This window comes from Candidatus Baltobacteraceae bacterium (assembly GCA_036489885.1).
GTDB lineage: Bacteria > Vulcanimicrobiota > Vulcanimicrobiia > Vulcanimicrobiales > Vulcanimicrobiaceae > JAFAMS01.
The window spans coordinates 1,191,148-1,209,625 of the sequence record DASXEW010000003.1; the positions used below are offsets into that span (position 1 = coordinate 1,191,148).

At 60.2% G+C, this 18,478-nt stretch carries 21 protein-coding genes; 12 read left to right on the top strand and 9 right to left on the bottom strand.

Features of this window, described 5'->3' with window-relative positions; translation table 11 throughout:
* Positions 1-41: 41 nt before the first annotated feature.
* Positions 42-593 (top strand): DUF4386 domain-containing protein, encoded by a 552-nt coding sequence (locus VGG22_11750; protein HEY1729040.1) that lies wholly within the window; start codon positions 42-44, stop codon positions 591-593.
* Here the strand turns inward: VGG22_11750 and VGG22_11755 are convergent.
* Positions 590-1,066, bottom strand: coding sequence for a hypothetical protein (locus tag VGG22_11755; GenBank protein ID HEY1729041.1), 477 nt, complete (start codon positions 1,064-1,066; stop codon positions 590-592). The two genes, VGG22_11750 and VGG22_11755, sit on opposite strands and share 4 nt — an antisense overlap.
* Before the next feature lie 75 nt (positions 1,067-1,141).
* On the opposite strand from VGG22_11755, the gene VGG22_11760 reads away from it, so the two are divergent.
* Positions 1,142-1,468: a twin-arginine translocase TatA/TatE family subunit gene (locus tag VGG22_11760; protein HEY1729042.1), complete on the top strand. Its 327-nt coding sequence runs from the start codon at positions 1,142-1,144 to the stop codon at positions 1,466-1,468.
* On the opposite strand, the gene VGG22_11765 is transcribed toward VGG22_11760, so the two are convergent.
* The 4 genes from VGG22_11765 to VGG22_11780 form a co-directional block, all read right to left on the bottom strand.
* On the bottom strand, positions 1,465-1,695 hold the full coding sequence (locus tag VGG22_11765; GenBank protein HEY1729043.1) for a hypothetical protein: 231 nt from the start codon (positions 1,693-1,695) through the stop codon (positions 1,465-1,467). The genes VGG22_11760 and VGG22_11765 overlap by 4 nt on opposite strands.
* A 54-nt stretch (positions 1,696-1,749) precedes the next feature.
* Positions 1,750-2,079, bottom strand: a complete 330-nt coding sequence (locus VGG22_11770; protein ID HEY1729044.1) for a ribosomal-processing cysteine protease Prp — start codon at positions 2,077-2,079, stop codon at positions 1,750-1,752.
* 3 nt (positions 2,080-2,082) lie between these two features.
* Positions 2,083-2,394: a 50S ribosomal protein L21 gene (gene rplU / locus VGG22_11775; GenBank protein ID HEY1729045.1), complete on the bottom strand. Its 312-nt coding sequence runs from the start codon at positions 2,392-2,394 to the stop codon at positions 2,083-2,085.
* 215 nt (positions 2,395-2,609) lie between these two features.
* Complete coding sequence (locus tag VGG22_11780) at positions 2,610-3,395, bottom strand: arginine deiminase-related protein (protein ID HEY1729046.1); 786 nt, start codon at positions 3,393-3,395, stop codon at positions 2,610-2,612.
* Between the two features lie 169 nt (positions 3,396-3,564).
* Here VGG22_11780 and VGG22_11785 point away from each other — a divergent pair, with 169 nt between their 5' ends.
* Genes VGG22_11785 through VGG22_11795 form a run of 3 tightly spaced genes read left to right on the top strand, consistent with a single transcriptional unit; the run spans position 3,565 to position 5,565 of the window.
* Entirely contained in the window at positions 3,565-3,993 is a 429-nt protein-coding gene (locus tag VGG22_11785; protein ID HEY1729047.1) for a MarR family winged helix-turn-helix transcriptional regulator, read from the top strand.
* Positions 3,990-5,393 carry an MFS transporter gene (locus VGG22_11790; GenBank protein HEY1729048.1) on the top strand — a complete coding sequence of 468 codons (1,404 nt, stop codon included), beginning with the start codon at positions 3,990-3,992 and terminating at the stop codon, positions 5,391-5,393. The genes VGG22_11785 and VGG22_11790 overlap by 4 nt, the downstream gene beginning before the upstream one ends.
* Positions 5,350-5,565, top strand: a complete 216-nt coding sequence (locus VGG22_11795; protein HEY1729049.1) for a hypothetical protein — start codon at positions 5,350-5,352, stop codon at positions 5,563-5,565. The genes VGG22_11790 and VGG22_11795 overlap by 44 nt, the downstream gene beginning before the upstream one ends.
* 2 nt (positions 5,566-5,567) lie before the next feature.
* Here the strand turns inward: VGG22_11795 and VGG22_11800 are convergent, their stop codons facing one another.
* The 3 genes from VGG22_11800 to sufB form a co-directional block, all read right to left on the bottom strand.
* Complete coding sequence (locus VGG22_11800; GenBank protein HEY1729050.1) at positions 5,568-6,095, bottom strand: hypothetical protein; 528 nt, start codon at positions 6,093-6,095, stop codon at positions 5,568-5,570.
* Positions 6,096-6,188: 93 nt separating this feature from the next.
* Entirely contained in the window at positions 6,189-6,491 is a 303-nt protein-coding gene (locus VGG22_11805; protein ID HEY1729051.1) for a non-heme iron oxygenase ferredoxin subunit, read from the bottom strand.
* An 8-nt stretch (positions 6,492-6,499) separates the two neighbouring features.
* Complete coding sequence (gene sufB, locus VGG22_11810) at positions 6,500-7,936, bottom strand: Fe-S cluster assembly protein SufB (protein HEY1729052.1); 1,437 nt, start codon at positions 7,934-7,936, stop codon at positions 6,500-6,502.
* Between the two features lie 351 nt (positions 7,937-8,287).
* Between sufB and speD the strand changes: the two genes are divergently transcribed.
* The 6 genes from speD to gcvH all read left to right on the top strand — a co-directional run bounded on the left by speD (position 8,288) and on the right by gcvH (position 15,361).
* Positions 8,288-8,713 (top strand): adenosylmethionine decarboxylase, encoded by a 426-nt coding sequence (gene speD / locus VGG22_11815; GenBank protein ID HEY1729053.1) that lies wholly within the window; start codon positions 8,288-8,290, stop codon positions 8,711-8,713.
* 204 nt (positions 8,714-8,917) lie between these two features.
* Complete coding sequence (locus VGG22_11820) at positions 8,918-10,780, top strand: hypothetical protein (protein ID HEY1729054.1); 1,863 nt, start codon at positions 8,918-8,920, stop codon at positions 10,778-10,780.
* Positions 10,780-12,978, top strand: a complete 2,199-nt coding sequence (locus tag VGG22_11825) for a protease pro-enzyme activation domain-containing protein (protein HEY1729055.1) — start codon at positions 10,780-10,782, stop codon at positions 12,976-12,978. The genes VGG22_11820 and VGG22_11825 overlap by 1 nt, the downstream gene beginning before the upstream one ends.
* Before the next feature lie 9 nt (positions 12,979-12,987).
* A complete protein-coding gene (locus tag VGG22_11830; GenBank protein HEY1729056.1) occupies positions 12,988-13,875 on the top strand; it encodes a hypothetical protein in 888 nt (295 codons plus the stop codon).
* Positions 13,875-14,972, top strand: a complete 1,098-nt coding sequence (gene gcvT / locus VGG22_11835) for a glycine cleavage system aminomethyltransferase GcvT (GenBank protein HEY1729057.1) — start codon at positions 13,875-13,877, stop codon at positions 14,970-14,972. The genes VGG22_11830 and gcvT overlap by 1 nt, the downstream gene beginning before the upstream one ends.
* A gap of 8 nt (positions 14,973-14,980) precedes the next feature.
* On the top strand, positions 14,981-15,361 hold the full coding sequence (gcvH, locus tag VGG22_11840) for a glycine cleavage system protein GcvH (protein HEY1729058.1): 381 nt from the start codon (positions 14,981-14,983) through the stop codon (positions 15,359-15,361).
* Here gcvH and VGG22_11845 read toward each other — a convergent pair.
* On the bottom strand, positions 15,358-16,626 hold the full coding sequence (locus VGG22_11845) for an ABC transporter substrate-binding protein (protein ID HEY1729059.1): 1,269 nt from the start codon (positions 16,624-16,626) through the stop codon (positions 15,358-15,360). The two genes, gcvH and VGG22_11845, sit on opposite strands and share 4 nt — an antisense overlap.
* A gap of 149 nt (positions 16,627-16,775) precedes the next feature.
* On the opposite strand from VGG22_11845, the gene VGG22_11850 reads away from it, so the two are divergent.
* Positions 16,776-18,467 (top strand): hypothetical protein, encoded by a 1,692-nt coding sequence (locus tag VGG22_11850; GenBank protein ID HEY1729060.1) that lies wholly within the window; start codon positions 16,776-16,778, stop codon positions 18,465-18,467.
* The last annotated feature ends 11 nt before the right edge of the window (positions 18,468-18,478 follow it).

Consider the following 18,478-nt stretch of genomic DNA (forward strand, 5'->3'; position numbering starts at 1 on the left):
CCGTTTCCGCGTACTCGCGGAATGATGGCGCTTTCGCCACAATTCTACGCGCGGGCAGGGCTTTCGCCGGCGAGATATTGACGTATGTCTGTTACGCAACGATCGCGGCTCTGTTTTATGGCCTCCTTCGCCCCGTCAACCCGATACTCGCATTGCTGTCGGCGTTCCTCATGCTTGCCCATGCCGCAATCGGCGCAGCCAGCGCCCTCGGACGATTCGCGGCGATGCTGTTAGTGAGCGGATCCGGATTTACGGCGTTCGATCCTCAAGCGCTCCGCGCGGCGGCAACATTTGCGCTCCGGCTACACAACGACGGTCACGAGGTAGGGCTGATCTTTTTCGCTTTTCACTGCGCTGTGCTCGGCTATCTGATCTACCAATCGGCATATCTTCCCAAAGCCTTCGGAGTGCTCTTTGCGCTGGCATCGCTGTGCCTCTTGACGAGCACCGTAACGGCTTTAGTGCTGCCGGCGGTCAACGCGGCGATCTTTCCTGCGATCGTCTTGCCCTTCTTCCTAGTCCAATTGTCTTTCGCGTTATGGCTAACGATCATGGGCGTTAACAGTCGAAAATGGCCGGAAACTGTTAACTAAGGCGTCTTTCCTATCGCGTCGACGTGCGTGATCTCTTCGAGATATTCGAAGAGTTGCGGCAACGTGATGCGCTCGAGCGCGCTGTCGCTCTGGATCTCGTTGCCCTCGTCGCCTTCGTCGCGCAGATAGCACCGTGATTCGATTCCGCCCGGCGCCTCGCTGAGGAACGAGACTGCGAAACCCTTGCCGAGCGTATCATCGTAAATGCGCATTGCGGCGGGATTCAAGATCTCGATCGAGTGCGTCGAGTTGTGCGCATCGAAGATCGTGATCGTCAGATAATCGCGATTGACGATCTCGATCGTGCCCACGACGAAGGTATTTTTCGCAGAAAAGAACTCGTGGCCGCGCTTGTTGCGGCTCGAGACTTCGTAGAACACACGGTGAGCGATGAACCGGTTCAGTATCTTACGGAGCGTAGCGATCGACGCTAACGTTTCCGTTCGGTTCCCGCGCGTGTAGATAATTTTCACTGCGCTAGATCCGCCTAATCCCTCGTATGCGGACGGGTGCCGTTCGCCATCGGGCAGAAAGGGGACCTTCCAAAAATGCTCTCGGCACCTGATATTGCAATCCTCGGGGCGGTCGCGCTCCTTGTGTTCGGACCGGACCAACTGCCCAAGGTCGCGCGCAAATTCGGCTCCGTCATGCGCGACGTGCAGAATACGTCGTCGCAATTCATTCGCGAAATGGAGCGGGCTGCCGACGAGCACGATACCGCCGCCGAGCGGCCTCACCTAGAGGCCGTACCCTCGCCATACGATCATGCGGAAACGGCCGAGGACGCGAAGGAAAGCGACGAGCCGATGCTCCCCGGGATTGAGCCCGAGGTCGTAGCCGCCCCGAAAAGAACGGCCGAACCCGCCGAGTTTTAGATGTTCAGGTCTTGGCGAATCTGATTGAGGCGGGTCTCGATGATGCCTCGGACCTGAACCTGAATGCGCCGCTTCTGCTCGTCGGGCAGGCGCTGATAGACGAGATAACCGGCGGCGGAGACGAGTCCACCCAGTAGTCCAACGAGGACCGCCTTACCGGCGTCCGCGCTCGATTGGTCAGCCTCATCGGCCTTGCCGTTGAATTGCTTCATAGTATCGCTGGTCACGCCGCCCTCCTTTGGTGTTTTGTTCTACCCGTTTGGACGGGCTACCGTTTCGTTTTAAGCTTCCGCGGCCGTCGTCACCCGAACGTGCTCGGGGTATTGGCGCGCGAGCTGCTCGAGCGAGACCTGGGCGGTTGCGACGATGGCAGCGACGTCGGCGCGTTCGCGCGCTGATTCCGGAATGTCAATCTCAAGCTCTCCGGAGAGACGCTTCCCGTCGAATTGCAATTTCGCGACATCTTGGAGTCCCGCATATGCGGCCTGCAGAATTGCCGAGACCGCAGCGCACACGACGTCGTTTGGAAAGGCGCCGAATTCGGCGTGCCCCGTCGCAAAAACAGAAGACAGCCGTCCTCGGCTGTCTCGCGTGAATCTGACGTCGACCATCGCTTATGGAAGCGAGATCTTCTCGATCTTCACCTCGGCAAAACGCTGCCGGTGACCGATGAGCTTACGTACGCGCTTCTTCGGTTTGTAGCGGAAGACCAGAATTTTCTCGCCCTTGCCTTGCCGAACGACCGAGCCGGTGACCTTCGCGCCCTTGATGAGCGGGGTCCCGACCACGATGGCATCACCGCCGGCCAGAACGACGCGGTCGAAGGTAACTCTCGAGCCCGGCTCAGCGTCGACCTGGTCGGTGCGAATGACATCGCCTTCCGCCACTTTGATCTGCTTGCCGCCGGTTTCGATGATGGCGTACATAACCGACGTACGATACCACCTCCCCGGGAGCAGCGTCAACCAGTCTGGTCAGCCCGATTTTGGCCGGCGGCTATTCTTCTTGTCGAGTTGAACGCGGGCCGCGCGCTTTCGCTCGTACAGCGAGCCTACGTGCTGGAGAGCCGCGAGATGGTGATTTATGGCGCGAGCGGAGAGTTTGCGAACGACGGGCAGGTGCAAGCGGTGTACCTCGGGATTTAGGCGGCGGCTCCGGCCGTAGCCGGTCCGTCGTCAAGACGAAGAGTGAGACGTTTCGCGCCGGCTCCATTCCGAACGAAGCCCAAGAGATCGGTCGAGAACACGCGGTAGCCTGCATCGACAAGCTGGTCGCGCAAGGCGCGCGACGCGTCGTGCATGATGAGCGCGTCGCCGACCTCGACGGTATTGCAGGCAAGGCCGAACGCGTCAGCCGTTGAGAGCTCGATCAAGTATTCCGGATCGACGATGCGGCGCAACAAGCGCTGTGCATGCTGCGTCAGCGCGGGCATGTACGCCAGAACGTGTCCGCTGCCCAGTGGGCACAGCGCCAAATCGAGATGCGGGAACTGCGGATCCGCGAGCCCGAGCGCAACGACGCGCGCATCAAGAAGATCGCTGAGCTGCAGCGTCACCATACGGTCGGAGAGCGAACCGTAACCGACGTACACGATCGGGCGCACGCGATCGAACAACGCGTCGGCGCTTCCGGCAAACGAGGTCTCTTGCAGAAATGTCGTTGCAAAACCGAGTCGGGCAAGCGTTCCGCGATAGACCTGACGTGAGAGACGCTTCGTATCGTTGCGCATCGTCGAGACGATTGCGAGCTCGCCGCTCACGAGCGCTGCATTTGCGGTGAAAACAAGATCCGGCGCTTGCGGCGCCGGATCGACCAGTTCGATCTGGACGTCCGCGGCGACTTGCAGCACCTCTACGAAGCGCTCCCATTGGCGCCAAGCGCCAAGAGCATTGTAGTGATGCGGCGGGCACATGAGCAATCGTGCCATGAGAATACTTTAACGCCTCCGCTATGTGCGCGACATTCGACAAAGGTAACGACTGTGGATAACTTTGTCGGCCTCTTAGGCGAAATCAGCATACGCCGTGCGCCTTATGAATGCATAAAAGAATTGCTATGTTGACAATATGGGCAATTGCCCATATAATCACGTGGCGATGAAAACGGACCCCGAGTTGTGCAATTGTCTAGCTCTCCGGCAAGCGACCCGATTAGTTACGAAGATCTACGACGCCGCTCTCGCTTCCGTTGAGCTCGGAGCGAATCAGTATTCGATTCTCTCGCGATTGCAGCGCGGTGGTCCGAGCACGCTTGGCGATCTGGCGGATTCGCTCGTCATGGACCGCTCGACACTTGGGCATTTGGTGCGTCCGCTTGAGAAGCGCAGCCTCATTCGGCTCGCAGTCGGAGAACATGACCGGCGTGCTCGTTTGCTGACGCTAACGCGTTCGGGCGAATCGCTTTTGCAGAAAGCTCGACCGCTCTGGTCGTCGGCGCAACGCAAGTTCGAGGGGGCGTTTGGCGCGGATTCAGCGCAGCGTTTGCGGACGCTCTTGAGCGACGTCGTCGCGAGCGACTTCGCGTGAACGTCAGTAAGCCGCTCGTCCTTATCTGTTCGGCTGCAACGTGTTCGCTGATCATGCTCGACACGAACATCGTCGCCGTTGCGTTGCCAACCATCGGCCGCGAGCTGCACGCCGGTTTCGTGAGCATGCAGTGGGTGATCAGCGCATACTTGATCACGTTCGCGTCGCTGCTGTTGCCCTCCGGGACCCTCGCCGACCTTTACGGGCGCCGGCGGATGGTCATGATCGGCATCGCGCTTTTCCTTGTATCGTCGGCGACCTGCGGTCTTGCACAATCAGCGCTCGTCCTCGAGCTTTCGCGCGCGATTCAAGGCGTTGGCGCGAGTATGTTGCTGACATCGGCGCTCGCAATCATCTCCGCGACGTTTCGGGGGGCCGAGCGTGCGCGTGCATATGCATTTTGGGGAACGTCGATCGGTGCTGCGATGACGTGTGGCCCGATTCTGGGCGGCGTCATCACGGGCTTATTCGGATGGCGCTGGGCGTTCTTAATCAATATCCCGCTTTGCGTCGTCTTTCTCGTCGCAATGCGCGCGTTCGTGCCCGAATCGCGCGATCCGGAGAAACGACGGCTCGATTTTGCCGGGGTCTTCACGCTTAGTACGAGTCTGTTCTTGTTGGTGTGGGCGCTCATCGACGGAAATCGTGAGGGCTGGGTCTCGACACAGATTCTCGGGCGTCTTTTCGCCGCGGTGCTGCTACTGATTGCCTTTGTAATACTCGAGCGTCTCCAAGCGCAGCCGATGCTCGATTTCGAACTGCTTTCCAGTCCGCGCTATGTTGGCGCCGCGTCGGCAATGTTCGGTTACGGAGCCGCGGCGCAAGTGATGATTTTCTTTCTGCCCCTGTATCTCCAGAGTTGGATGAAGTTGGCGCCGATGGCTGCGGGATTCGCAATGCTGCCATTCGCCCTTCCGCTTGTGATCGCGCCACCGCTCGCCGCTCACTTTCTCGAACGGCTCACGCACCGCAGCCGTTTAGCCATCGGACTCGGCATCGCTGCCGCGGGAGATTTCTCGATCGGCCTCGCCGCCCACGCCGGCGCACCCTATCCCATTATGACGGTCGCGATGCTCGTCGCTGGTTTTGGAACGGGACTTTTGAATCCGGAAACGGCGCGCGCTATGCAAGCCCAAGCCTCGCCCGAGCGCGCGGGGATGGCCTCCGGTATCGGTGCCACGATTCGGTTCGTCAGTCTGGTAATCGGCGTCGCCGTGCTGGGAGCTGTTTTCCACGCCGGCTTCGCAGTCTCGGCATTTGTGGCGGTCGGGATTGCCTTGCTCGCGCTGGTGGGGACCCTTATTCTTCTTAGGCAAGAGGGATGGGTACAAGCAGAGCGTTCGAGAGAGGAATCACATGGAACGCGAAGAGCGTGGGCGCCCGCTGCACACCGAAGCTGACGAAGAAGATCCGCTGAGCAGCGACGAAGCCGCTGTCATGGGCGCGCAGGCTGACCGTCATTTGCGCGATATTCCGAAAGAACGCCAAACGGTCTACGGCGATGTCGACGAAGGCTACGACAACGAAGATCAGGCCGATGCCAATCAGGCCGGCCCGGGCGAACACGTTTAGAGCTACGTCGTCGTAAACGAGCCGATCGGCCCGTTTGCGCTGCAGTCCGGTCCTGAGCCTCCACCCAAATACGCATAGTACGTCGTGTGAGGTTGCAGCGCTGAAACTGCTTGCTGAGCTGGAGTAGCGGCGATGTAAATGGTGTTTGCGAGCGTGATTGCAGCCGATGGCGTTGGGACCTGCGACTGCGTTATCTGCTGGAAGTTCGAGAAGTTGTCCGACGTGGAATTGTTCGCAGCCTGCGCAACGTGGTTCTTCGTTGAAAATTCTAGGAGATAGCCCCCGGAGTTGTATGTCCCGACATTGATGTCGGCGAGCACGAAGATTTGCAAATTGTCCGGGACGCCCGTCGCGTTCGGCTCCGGATAAATCATTTGCGGCGTTATACCGTTCGGATATGTGCATAGCGGTGTTAGGGGAGTGTACGAACCGCTGTCGTCGTCTGGCGCACCGCATCCGGCAAGCGCGATGGCAATCGAACAAAGTGACGCTATTGCGGCGATGCGAACGGCAATCCAATATCTGCCCACGGTAGCTTCCTCTGCGCCCGGATGTCTCCGACTGCTAGGATGCTAACCGAGAAAGCTTGCGTGTGCCTTGGCACAAGCTGCGAAGAAGCTGGATTAGAGCTCGACGAAGATGTCGTCGCCGGCGGTGCGGACCTTATAGGTCTGCACCGGCACGATTGCGGGCAGCGTGAGCGCTGCGCCGCTCTTCACATCGAAGAACGCGCCGTGACGCGGACACATGATCCGGTCGCCCATCAGCTCCCCTTCATCCAGCGGTCCGCCGTCATGCGTGCAGACATCTTCGATCGCGAATATCTCACCCGCGACGTTGCACAGCAGCACGCTCTGCGCATCGACGGTGACGCGCTTGGTCGTGCCGTCTGCGATTTCGCTCTTGCGAGCTACGGGCTGCGCCATCCCGGCGGTTAGCCTACGGCGCCTTCCATCTCGAGCTTAATCAAGCGATTCAACTCAACTGCGTATTCCATGGGCAGTTCCTTAACGAAGAAATCGAAGAAACCGTTGACGATCAACGCTGTAGCGTCGGCTTCCGAGAGCCCGCGGCTCATCGCGTAGAAGAGCTGCTCTTCGCCGATCTTCGAGACGCTGGCCTCGTGCTCGACCGTCGATTGCTGCTCGTGAATCTTCATCGTCGGCTTCGTATCGCTCGACGACTTGTCGTCCATGATCAGAGCGTCGCATTTCACACGCGTCTTCGCACCCGTCGCGCCCTCATGAATCTCGACGAGGCCGCGATAGGTCGTCTTGCCGCCGTGTGCCGAGACGGACTTGTTCGTGACGACCGACGTTGTGTTCGGGGCGGCATGGATGACTTTCGCGCCGGCATCTTGATGCTGGCCTTCGCCCGCAAACGCTGCCGAGAGAATCTCGCCGCGCGCACCTTCACCCATGAGATAGATTGCCGGATACTTCATCGTCAGGCGCGAGCCGATGTTGCCGTCGACCCATTCGACCGTTGCATTCTTGTGCGCGACCGCGCGCTTCGTGACGAGGTTGAATATGTTGCGATACCAGTTCTGAATCGTCGTGTAGCGAATGCGCGAGCCCGGCATTGCGATCAATTCAACGACGGCCGAATGCAGCGACGACGTTGAAAACTGCGGCGCCGTGCAGCCCTCGATGTAGTGTACCTTCGAGCCTTCGTCCGCGATGATCAGCGTGCGCTCGAATTGGCCCATATTCTCGGTGTTGATCCGGAAATAGGCTTGCAGCGGCATCTTGACTTCGACGCCCGGCGGAACGTAGACGAACGAACCGCCCGACCACACCGCGCTGTTCAGCGCTGCGAACTTATTGTCGCCCGGCGGAATCACGGTCGCCATGTACTTGCGCACGATATCGGGATGCTCGCGCAGCGCCGTGTCCATGTCGCAGAAGATGACGCCGCTTTTCTCGAGATCCTCGCGGACCGAGTGGTAGACGACTTCCGACTCGTATTGTGCCGAAACGCCGGAAAGAAACTTTCGCTCAGCTTCAGGAATGCCCAAGCGATCGAAAGTGCGCTTGATGTCGTCCGGCACGTCATCCCACGACTGCTCCGTTTTCTCAGTCGACTTCACGAAGTAGTGAATGTTGCTGAGGTCGATCTCGGAGAGTGCCTCGGTGTCCGCCCAAGCGGGCATCGGCTTAGCATGGAACAGCTCGAGCGCCTTTAAACGGAAGGCGCGCATCCAGTCCGGCTCGCCCTTCATTTCGGAGATCTTGAGAACGATCTCGGCGTTCAGGCCTTTAGCCGACTTGAAGACGTAGTTTTCCGGGTCGTGAAACCCGTACCGGTAGTCCTCGACCAGCGCTTGTGCGGTTAGCGGACTAACCTGCTCTTTAAGTTCCGTTGCCATCATGCTCCACTCTATCAGACCCACTATAGATAGTGAAGGGTTTTCTGGAATTTCCCTCCCTTACGGAACGCTTGCCTTGCTACTGTGAGCAAAACACTTTACAGGGGGGGCACCAGGGGGTACACTACGGCTATTGGCGGGGCCGTATTTCGCTATGCGATTTCGGATCCGGCAATCTCGTAGAGGGAGGGCGCGCCCTACGCGCCATCGCGGCGAGACGCGGCAGCACGAGAAAAAGCTGCCGGCTATAGAGTTCGTCGTTAGGTCGGGGACGTGACCGTGCAGCGCACGCGCCAGCCGACGCATCTGGAGGTGGGATTTCCCCCAACCGGGATCCGAGGAGACAGGCGGTAATTGGAAGCACTCGGGACGCACATTCTGTGCGAGCTATCGGGATGTGATCCGAACATCCTTACGGACGTGGAAGGCATACAAGAGATTTTGAAGGCAGCCGCGCTCAAGGCGAACGCGACGGTCTTAACAACAGCTTTCCATCGTTTTGAACCCCACGGCGTCTCAGGCGTCGTCGTCATCGCAGAATCGCACTTGTCGATTCATACCTGGCCGGAAACCGGGTACGCAGCGATGGACTTTTACACATGCGGGGCTCACACGAACCCGGCGGCCGCGTGCGAGTACGCAGCAGAGATGCTGCGGGCGCGTTCGATGCGTACGACCGAGGTCAAGCGTGGGATCCAGGCCCGTAAGAACGAGTACACGCACGTCGTCACGACCGACCACGAAGAACGTCGGCTGACGCGTAAGAGGCGCACCGCCTAGAACGGAAAATTCCGCGGATTCCGCTCCAAATAAATGTAGGCGCTTGGGAAACCAGGCGCCTACATTATTTATGAAGACTTTCTGAACTGTCGGCACTAGTAAACTCGCACCAAAAGTCGCTTACTCGCTAGGAAGCTCGCCGAACGGCGGCCAAACCAGCCGTCCACCTTGGCGTGTAGCTGAGGCGTTCGTACTGGAGGTTTCATGGTGCGCTGGCCGCGTCTATCGTGGGTCTTTGTCGGCATTGTCGTAACGGCAATGCTCTCCGCGTGCGGAGGCGGCGGAACGAGTAGCGTTGGCGGCGGTGCCGTCGGAACCCAGAGTTCGACTTCATCGGGCTCCACGTCGACAACCGGGTCAACGACGCTAACGTTCTCGGCGATCTCTGGCGTGAGCTCGTCGTCGATAACGATCCCCGCGGCAAGCGGTGCGACGACGCTCAACGCAACGCTCGACACGAAGATTCCGGCCGGCGTCGCAGCGCCGTCGGCGTTGACGCTGAAACGCTCCACGCAGTCGATCGGAGGCAGCGATCTCACGGTGTACGCGGTCGTCGCGCTCACCGTGTCGGGAGCCGTTACGCTTTCCGAGTCGCCCTCGTTCTCATTCACGCTCTCGAAGGTTCCGTCCGGAACTCCGTACATCGCGTTCTTCGATGAGAACAACGCCGCTTCGGGTTGGAGCGTTCTGCTTGGACCGGGCGAGATCACGAACCGCACGGTCACCTTTGCATCGCAGGCGCTTGTTCCGCCGCTCAGCTTCGTCTCGAACGACGTCTACTTATTTGCGCTGATTACAACGGCGAGCGCGCCGACGCCGGGCCTTGCGTATTCCGGTACGAAATCAACGAACTACACGTACAACTTCAGCTTTAACTGTGTCGACCCCGGGTGCCCCGGCAATACGCCCGCGCCTCTTCCGGCACCGACGACGCTCAGCTACAACGTAACGACCACGGTCGGCGCCGGGAGCAACGCGTACCCCGGGACTGCACCTGCATCAGGGTTAGTCGATGAAAGCGTCTCGGAATCCGACGTTTCGACGTTGGTGACGACCAGTTACACGACCGATTCGTGGGTCGGCTTGTCGACGGCCAGCGCGCCGTACAGCGTGAATCTGTACGGAACGAAGCAGACGGAACCGTCTTCGGACAACTTGCCGGTCACGACGACGATCTACGGCACGCCGCAGACAGTCGATCAGTTCCCGCAGTCGAGCAGCATCACGTGGACGAACGCGCCGGCTGCAAACATTGCGTACAGTTATTCCGACGGTAGCACCGGAACGCGCGTAATCGCCGCCGACGGTACGTACGTCGATACCGAAAATCTTATCGTCGGTGGTGCCGGCGGGACGATCACGACGACGGAAAACAGCGACGCGTCGGGTTCGATCGCGGGCCCGCTGTTCTCGGGCCTCGTTTCGTCGCTCGTGTTTTCTGCGCCGTCGAGTGGCCAGATCAACTTCACGGTAAACTTCACTGCGGCCGGACAGTCGGAGTTCGGTGAGCCACCTTCGATACCGTTCGGAGGGGACGCGCAGTGGTTCAATACGCCGCCGGTCTTCTACACGGAGACGGACGGCATGACGCTGAGTGCGTCGCTTCCGGCCGGCTGCACGCCGAACTCGTTTGGTTCATCGGCCACCGATGTGAACCGTACGATCAATACCCTCGATACAACGCTCGGCTTCGAGGAGACGACAATCCTCGACAGCTACGAAGTCAACGGCGTACCGATCTGCATGACCACATCTGACACGCAGAATTACGCGTACGATCAACAAGACAATCAGCCGTTTACGTTCATCTTAGGTGGCCCGCTTGGGCTTGAGGTGATCGCGACGACTGAAGCGCTCGTATTGCAAGGCTCAGCCTCGACTCAGTCCGCTGCACGAACGACCGCGTCGCTCGGGAGCGTGAGCTCGGATCGCGCAGCCGTCGCTGCAATCCAGGCGCACCAGCTGAGCTACCTCGCGCACGCACGTGCAGTGCGAAGGCACACGTATCTAACGACACTGCGCAAACAGAGCGCCCAATCACTGCGTAGCATCAAGGGAGTTCGGTGATGATTCGCACCACGTCACGCGCGCTCGGCGCGATCCTTACCGCAGCGCTGCTCTTCGCCGGTTGCGGCGGAGGCGGCAGTCACTCATCGCTACCGGCCGGCACCGGAAATCCGAACAGCGGCAACAACGGGTCGACCGGCAACAACAATTCGACCGGCCCAACGTCGCTCGTTTACGGACAAGCATTCATCTCCAAGCTCTCCTACGTCGGACCTGTGACGAAGGCCGCCGGTATGACAATACCGGTGCTCGTGCGTCAGCAGAACGCGGCAGGGCTTATTCAATACGCAAAGAGCGCGAGCGATCCGACCTCCGGAAATTACCGGCATTGGTTGACGCCCGCGCAGATCGGCGCGCAATACGGCGCAACGGCAAACGACTATGCGAACGCAGCAACCTACCTAAAGTCGTTCGGTTTGAAAGTCGGTGGTTGGTCGCAGCGCCAAGTGCTAAGCGTCACCGGCACAACCACGCAGCTCGCCAAAGCCTTCGGAACGACGTTCGGCGTGTATAACTACGCCGGCCGGCAATACATCGCGGCGAGCTCGGCACCACATCTTCCGAGCACCGTCGCAATCGCCGCAGCTCCGCTCGTTCAGACTCCGGGCTGCGCGCGCAATGCGAAGACGACGGGATTCCAAGGGCCGTGCGCCACCGGTGCGATCCGAAGCCCATACATCATTCAACCGAACCTCGCGAACTTCTACGGCTACGGGCCGCAGCAGATGGCGACGGGCTTCGATTACTCGGGCGCATATTCGGCCGGCTTCAAAGGCAGCGGCATCACGGTCGGCATCATCGGGACCGGCCCGATTCTCGCCGCCAACGGTAAGTCCGACGATGCGGCTGCGCTCGGGCTCTACTGGAATGCGCCGATGGCAACTATCACGCAGGTAGCGACCGTCCCGCAAGCCGCAACTGCAGCCAACGGCGGCACGGGCACCGGCGCCTCAGACAACAATCCGACGAATTTCAGTAACCCGCCGCCTGTGACGAATCCGAACTGCAATCCGGGCACGAACGTTGGTGGAACTTTTGTTCCCAACTACGCGGCGTGCAATCCTGAAGACGGCGAAGCGCAACTCGATACGCAATCGATCGCATCGCTTGCGCCGGGCTCGAATCTCTACTTCTACATGGCGTATAACTCGAACGAGTTTTGCATCGTCAACAGCGACGGTTCGACCGATCCGACGCTGCCCGTCGGTCCCACGTGTCCAACCGGTGAAACGCCATATCCACTCGAGGGTATCGATCTCAGCGACGATGAGATTCAGCAAGCAATAGCCGACAACAAAGCGGACGCCGTTTCGATGAGCTTCGGCGGTCCGGAAAATCTCAACGAGGAGTTCGGCTACATTCAACCCAGCGGCAGCCCGCCGGGACTCGGTCAAATCGAGATGGCATCAATGGCCGCCGAAGGCGTTGCCGTCTTCGTGTCGTCCGGTGATGACGGCGCATGGGAATGCTTCGATGATTTGGGCAATCCGCTTGGAACAGCGTGCGCGTCGTATCCGGCGTCGGATCCCAACGTCGTAGCGGTCGGCGGCGTAAACATCCCACTCGACCAAGCCGGCAATCTCACCGGTACGATCACCGCATGGGCCGACAACACGACGACCGGGGGCAACGGAACGTTCGGAAACAACGTCGGCTCCGGCGGCGGTGTTTCGGCGGTGTTCACTGCACCGTCGTGGCAGGCCTCAGCGCTCAGTGCGTCCATGCGTCTGATCCCCGATTGGTCGCTTGACGCTGATCCGCTGACAGGTCCGGCGATCTTCATCAACGTTGATTACGGTGGCGGTCCCGAGGCAATCGGCGGCACCAGCGCGTCCGCGCCGGCGTCGGCCGCACTGTGGGCGCTCGTCCTGCAGGCTTGCAAAGCCAGCGCGACGTGCAACACGGGCGGCACAACCGGTTACCGTCTCGGGAATCCGGCGCCGCTGATCTACGCGATCTACGCGAACAACAACTCGCTCAGCGGTGCGTACACGGCCAGCGGCTTTACGCCGAAGCTCGATTACGCGCACGTCTTCTACGACGTAACCTACGGCGACAATCAGGCGGCCCCGGTACCGGGCCCCGCGCAAACGCCAATCGGATACAATTCCGGACCTGGTTACGATCAAGTAACGGGCGTCGGCGCGCCGTTCGCAGGTCATCTCATTCAGGCGGTAACGGGAACAACGGTGCCGTAGCTTCGGCGCATGCCGAAAACCGAACACTGGCAGTGGTACGTCGAGGAATTCTCTCCGACGGAGATGCATCATCACGCCCTCGAAGAGACGTATTATTCCGGTCGCACCAAGTTCCAATCGGTCGCTGTCGTGCGCAGTGCAACGTTCGGTAAGATGCTCATCCTCGACGGCGACACGCAAAGCTCACAGGGCGACGAGCGGATCTATCACGAGACGCTCGTCCACCCTGCGCTTGCAGCAGCACAGGATCGTAGCCGGGTCCTGATTCTCGGTGGCGGCGAAGGCGCGACGCTGCGCGAAGTGCTGCGCTGCTCCGAGGTGCAGACGTGCACCATGGTCGACATCGACGGCGAGGTCGTCGATCTCTCCAAACGGTATCTCGCCGAATGGGGCGCGGATGCGTGGAACGATAAGCGCTCGAACGTGATCATCGGCGATGCGCTCAAATTCTTGCGCGAGAGTAAGGAGAAGTTCGGCGTCGTCATCTCCGATCTGACGGAGCCTCTGCCCGACTCGCCTTCGAATCCGCTCTTTAACGCCAACGTGTTTCGTGACATCAAGGCGCGTCTGGTCGACGGCGGTGTCTACGTGCTGCAAGCCAGCACCGCAGCCTTCCACAACATTGCGCTTCACGCCAAGATGGCGCGAACGCTACGCAAGTTCTTCAAGCACGTTCGCTCGTTCTCGACGCACGTTCCGGCCTTTGACACCGAGTGGGCATTTCTGGCGTGCAGCGACGAGGTCGACCTTGCCAGGCTCGATTCGGGACTCATCGACGCGTACGTCGCCAAGCTCGCGGGCTACAACACGTTCTACGATGCGGAGACGCACCGGCGACTCTTCTCGTTGCCGATCTTCGTTCGGCGTGCACTCGCGGAAGAAGGCGACGTCTTTTAGTGGCGACGATCAACCTGCGGCGGACGCCGCTGTACGATGCTCATGTAGCGCTTCAAGCGCGGATGGTCGGATTCGGCGGTTTCGAAATGCCGGTGCAGTATGCGGGCGTGCTGCGCGAACACGATGCCGTGCGGCATCGCGCGGGCCTGTTCGATCTCTCGCACATGGGCCAGTACGTCTTGCGAGGTGCGGAGATCGGCGAATGGGCGGATCAGCTCACCGTCAATGATGTCGCGAACATGCGGCCTTGGCAGGCTCGCTACAATCTCTTCTGCAGCGAGAGCGGCGGCGTGCACGACGACGTTATCTTCTACCGTCAAGAAGATGACGAGTGGCTGCTGGTCGTCAACGCCGGCAACGCGCGCAAGATGTGGGGAATCTTGCAAGCCCGCCGTCGCAACGGCATCAGGCTCGAAAATAATCATGGAACGCACGCGCTGATCGCGATTCAAGGCCCGCGCTCCGCCGAGATCGTTGAGCGTCTCGTCTCGCCCGCGGATCGCGAAAGCATCGTCGCGATGCGGTATTACGTTTGCGCGCGAACGGTCGTTGCGGGAATACCGGCGCTGATGGCACGCACCGGATATACCGGCGAAGACGGTTTCGAGATGTTCGTTCCGAACGACGACGCCGTCGCGTTGTGGGATGCGCTTTTGGAAGCCGGCGTAACGCATGGCCTCGAGCCCTGCGGACTCGGAGCGCGCGACGTGCTGCGGCTCGAAGCCGGGATGCCGCTCTACGGTCACGAGCTCGAAGAAGACATTACCCCCTTGCAAGCCGGCCTTTCGTGGGCAGTGAAATTCGGCAAGCCGTCGTTCGAAGGCAAGGTGGCGCTCGAAGCCCAGCGCGTTGCGGACGACTATCCGCGCATCGTCGGTTTTACGCTCGAGGGCCGTGCGCCGCAGCCGCGCATGGGGTACCGCGTCTTAGCAAACAATATCGATGTCGGCGAGGTGCGCAGCGGTGCGGTCGGCATCGGCACGGCGCTCGTCGACGTATCCGTCGCAAAACCCGGCTCCCAGCTCGAGATCGAGATTCGCGACCGGCGCTGGCCCGCAACCGTCGTCAAACTTCCCTTTTACAAACGTTCGAAATAGGAGAGAAAGTGGCGAGTCCCGCGGATTTTCTGTACAGCAAGGAACACGAGTGGCTCAAGCTCGACGGCGGCGTCGCTACCATCGGCATCACCGACTACGCGCAGAGCTCGCTCGGCGACATCGTTTACGTCGAGCTCCCGAAGGTCGGCGCGCAAGTCGAACAGTTCGGCAACATCGGCGTGGTTGAATCGGTGAAGGCGGTCTCCGATCTGTTCACGCCGATCGGCGGCGAAGTCACCGAAGTGAATGCCGCAATCGAGAGTGATCCCGCGCTCGTCAATCGCGAGCCGTTCGCCGGCGGGTGGCTTTTTAAATTGAAAGTCTCCGATCCGTCGACAAAGTCGGCGTTGATGTCAGCCGCCGACTACGACAAGCTCACGGAAGCCTAGACTTTCTTGGGCGTGTAGCCGTCGCGGTTCGGGATCTGCTGTGAATTGAAGGCCGCGGTTGCTGCAGCAGAATCGGAGGCATCGCACGCGCCGGCTGCGTCGAGGCCGTGGACCGTTGCCACGATCTCGAACATGAAGTCGGCTTTTTCGCGCGCTTTACTGCCGAGCACGACACCGGTATACATATCCTGCACGCATTGGTGATCGCAAGCGCGCCACCAAGCCGTCCCGGAGCGATATGCGTTGAAGCGATGATCGGCAAAGGCAGCCACGAGCGCATCGGCTTTGGTCGAACCGGCCGCGTGCATCCGTTCCGCAAGCTGCATCATGCATACGTACGGGAAGTAATAGCGCGACGAGGGAGAGTCACCGGTCGCCGCTTTTAATTTCGCAGCGATGGCGCGTGCCGAGTCGGAAACCGAGGGCGCCCAATTGACCGCGAACGACGAGCCGGCTAGTTCGTCGATGGGGACGGCCTTCCAGTAATAATCTTCCATCGATCCGGTGACGCCGCCCAGTTTCATTTTCTTGTGCAGGCCGAAATCGACGAATTGCTTGCACGTCTTTGCGCCGTCGAAGCCACCCAGGCAGAGTGCAAGCACGTCAGCGTCGGAGTTGCGTACTTTCGTAAGCGTTGCCGAGTAGTCGTTCGTACCGAGCGGAAGAAGATCCGAGCCGACCTCAGTGCCGCCCGCGGCCTTGAGCCGTGCCGACAAACGTGCGTAGCAATCTTTGCCGTATGCGAAATCGTTGACGACGAAGTACCATTTCTTGCCCTGTGCCAGCAATCGGTTTGCAACGGCGCGCACCTGCATCTCGACGTTCGGGGCGAAGCGATAGAGAACGCGCTGCGCCTTTTCACCGGTGATGCTCGTATCTTGAGGCCCGATCGCGAGTGTGAAGATACCGGCTTGTTCTGCAAGCGGTCCGATTGCGAGCGTCACGGCTGAAGACGTTCCGGTCATGAGAACGTCGATGTTCTCTTGGGTGAACAACCGTCGCGCTTCGTTGACGCCCGTTGCGGGCTTTGAGGCGTCGTCGGCTGGCACAAGCTCGTAATGAACGCCACCACGCCGGTTGAGCTCGTCGACTGCTACCTGAATGCCTTTGCGCTGGTGTTGCCCGATATCCGCGAGCGGACCGCTGAACGAATCGATATAGCCGATTTTCACCGTCGCGCTTTGCGCGCGAATCCTGGCGGGGACCGAAAAGGCGCTCGCGGCGGCTGCACCGCCCGCGATAAATGAAGCCCGTTTCGTAGCCATGGGGACTCCTCTCTCAAACGGCACTATCGCCCCTCGACTGGTTAGCGGTGCGAGCGCTTCGTCAACAAACACTTTACGTCCGCTTGCCGGAACTACCGGGAGGCAGTGGCTCGTGTTCCTAACCTACGAGCGTGCGACGCGCGCTTATTATGGCGGCTGCTTCTCTTTTATTTTCCGGCTGCGGAGGCGGTGGTGGTGCAGGCGCGGGAAGCGTGCTACCAGCCGCTGGTCCGCTTGCTACAACAGCACCGAGCACAACAAGCGTAACGCTCAACATTCCCGCCGATCCGAACGGTGGAATGATTGCCGGCATCTCCGATGCGCTCATCGTCGGCGGCATAAACTCGAACGTCGCGCCCGTGTCGATTACAGTCGGATTGAATTCGACGGCGACGACCGCGAGCGTTGGACATCATCGCGGTCCTTCGACTACGCGCTCTTCGAGCGCTACGCTCAGGATGACACAAGTGGCGGCAACGACACAAGTGTGGCAAGATGGGCCGAGCAATTCGGATATGCTGCGTGCGGTGCTTGCGACGCTGCAACGCAGCGAGACGTCGGCAACCAGCGGCGCGCGCCGCAGCGTGCAGAGCCTACCGACGGCCGTCGGCTCGCAAACGCAGATCTGGGTGCAGAACTTTGTGCCCGGCGTGGCTGGAACGACGTTCGAACAAGTCCCCGCAACGCTCGCGATTCAGACCGCGCACGCCAGCGTCTGGGTTCAGAACTCGCTCGATCTGCTAACGAATACGTCCGCGCTCAGCACGATCGCCTCGAACATCGAGAACGCGATGGCGAGCGACAACGCCCACTTCGGCACGTCGACCTGGGACGGCAGTGCCGCGTCGCTCAGCAAACAATACGGAACCTGCGACGCAAACGGCAATCGCAATGGCGGAAGCTCGCCCGAGTTCATCGTCCCGACCGATCCACACGTCAACTTCGTGTATGTCGATCCCAGCGAGATCAGCGTCGGCGGCTACATGGACGCCGACAGCCTGCTGCCCGAAGATGTCATCCGCTGCACGCAAGCCAACAACGGCACATATCATTCGAATGAATCGCCGACGATCGTTCTCGCATACTATGGCGACTCGCGTGGTATGAACTACGTGCTCGATGAAGATTCGATCGTTCACCCCGCGCACGAGTACCAGCATCTCATCAACATCGTTCACCACGCGATCTTGCAGTCGACGCCCGCGTATGAGGATGCGCTCCTCAACGAAGGTCTTTCGATGATGGCGCAAGATTTCGCGATCGCCGCGGCCACCAGCGGCGTCGAGCCGCTCGACGGCGAGAACCTGTATCGCTCGTCCGCCTATCTTGCCGCGACGCAGAACTACAGCGTCGCGGGATTCGCCGGCTTGCAATCCCCGGGCAATACGCTTTTCAACTGTTCGATCTGTTACGGCCCTGCATGGCTTTTTGAGCGTTATCTCTACGATCGATTCGGCGGCGATGCATACGTGCACGCGATGGAGGCCGGGTCGTCGACGAGCTGGGGCGAGCTTGGTTCCGTGACCGGAGCGAATCCGCAGCAACTGCTTCACGATTTTGCGCTCGCGGTCGGTTCGAGCAATACGCCGGCGGCCGTCGCCCCGTATCAATTCGCCAGCCTCAACCTACACGCGACGTACACCGATCAGCTCGGCAACGTCTACGCGCTCACCGGCCCCGCACCGCTCGCGTCGCTTACGTCAGGATCGTCGCAAAGCTACAACGTGTTGCTCGGCGCATATGTGTATTTTGCCTTACCGGGAAGTGCGAGCAGCGCAAGCGCATCCTTGAACGAGGCAGCCAGCAGCTTCGATCTCAACGGAGCAGTAATAGCCTACTAGACCCCCGAAAT

Coding starts and splice junctions, on each gene's coding strand:
- VGG22_11830 (HEY1729056.1), top strand. CDS start 12,988: ATGCCGAAAACCGAACACTGGCAGTGGTACGTCGAGGAATTCTCTCCG.
- VGG22_11760 (HEY1729042.1), top strand. CDS start 1,142: ATGCTCTCGGCACCTGATATTGCAATCCTCGGGGCGGTCGCGCTCCTT.
- VGG22_11825 (HEY1729055.1), top strand. CDS start 10,780: ATGATTCGCACCACGTCACGCGCGCTCGGCGCGATCCTTACCGCAGCG.
- VGG22_11845 (HEY1729059.1), bottom strand. CDS start 16,626: ATGGCTACGAAACGGGCTTCATTTATCGCGGGCGGTGCAGCCGCCGCG.
- VGG22_11770 (HEY1729044.1), bottom strand. CDS start 2,079: ATGGTCGACGTCAGATTCACGCGAGACAGCCGAGGACGGCTGTCTTCT.
- VGG22_11785 (HEY1729047.1), top strand. CDS start 3,565: ATGAAAACGGACCCCGAGTTGTGCAATTGTCTAGCTCTCCGGCAAGCG.
- VGG22_11820 (HEY1729054.1), top strand. CDS start 8,918: ATGGTGCGCTGGCCGCGTCTATCGTGGGTCTTTGTCGGCATTGTCGTA.
- sufB (HEY1729052.1), bottom strand. CDS start 7,936: ATGATGGCAACGGAACTTAAAGAGCAGGTTAGTCCGCTAACCGCACAA.
- VGG22_11805 (HEY1729051.1), bottom strand. CDS start 6,491: ATGGCGCAGCCCGTAGCTCGCAAGAGCGAAATCGCAGACGGCACGACC.
- VGG22_11780 (HEY1729046.1), bottom strand. CDS start 3,395: ATGGCACGATTGCTCATGTGCCCGCCGCATCACTACAATGCTCTTGGC.
- rplU (HEY1729045.1), bottom strand. CDS start 2,394: ATGTACGCCATCATCGAAACCGGCGGCAAGCAGATCAAAGTGGCGGAA.
- VGG22_11850 (HEY1729060.1), top strand. CDS start 16,776: ATGGCGGCTGCTTCTCTTTTATTTTCCGGCTGCGGAGGCGGTGGTGGT.
- VGG22_11795 (HEY1729049.1), top strand. CDS start 5,350: ATGGAACGCGAAGAGCGTGGGCGCCCGCTGCACACCGAAGCTGACGAA.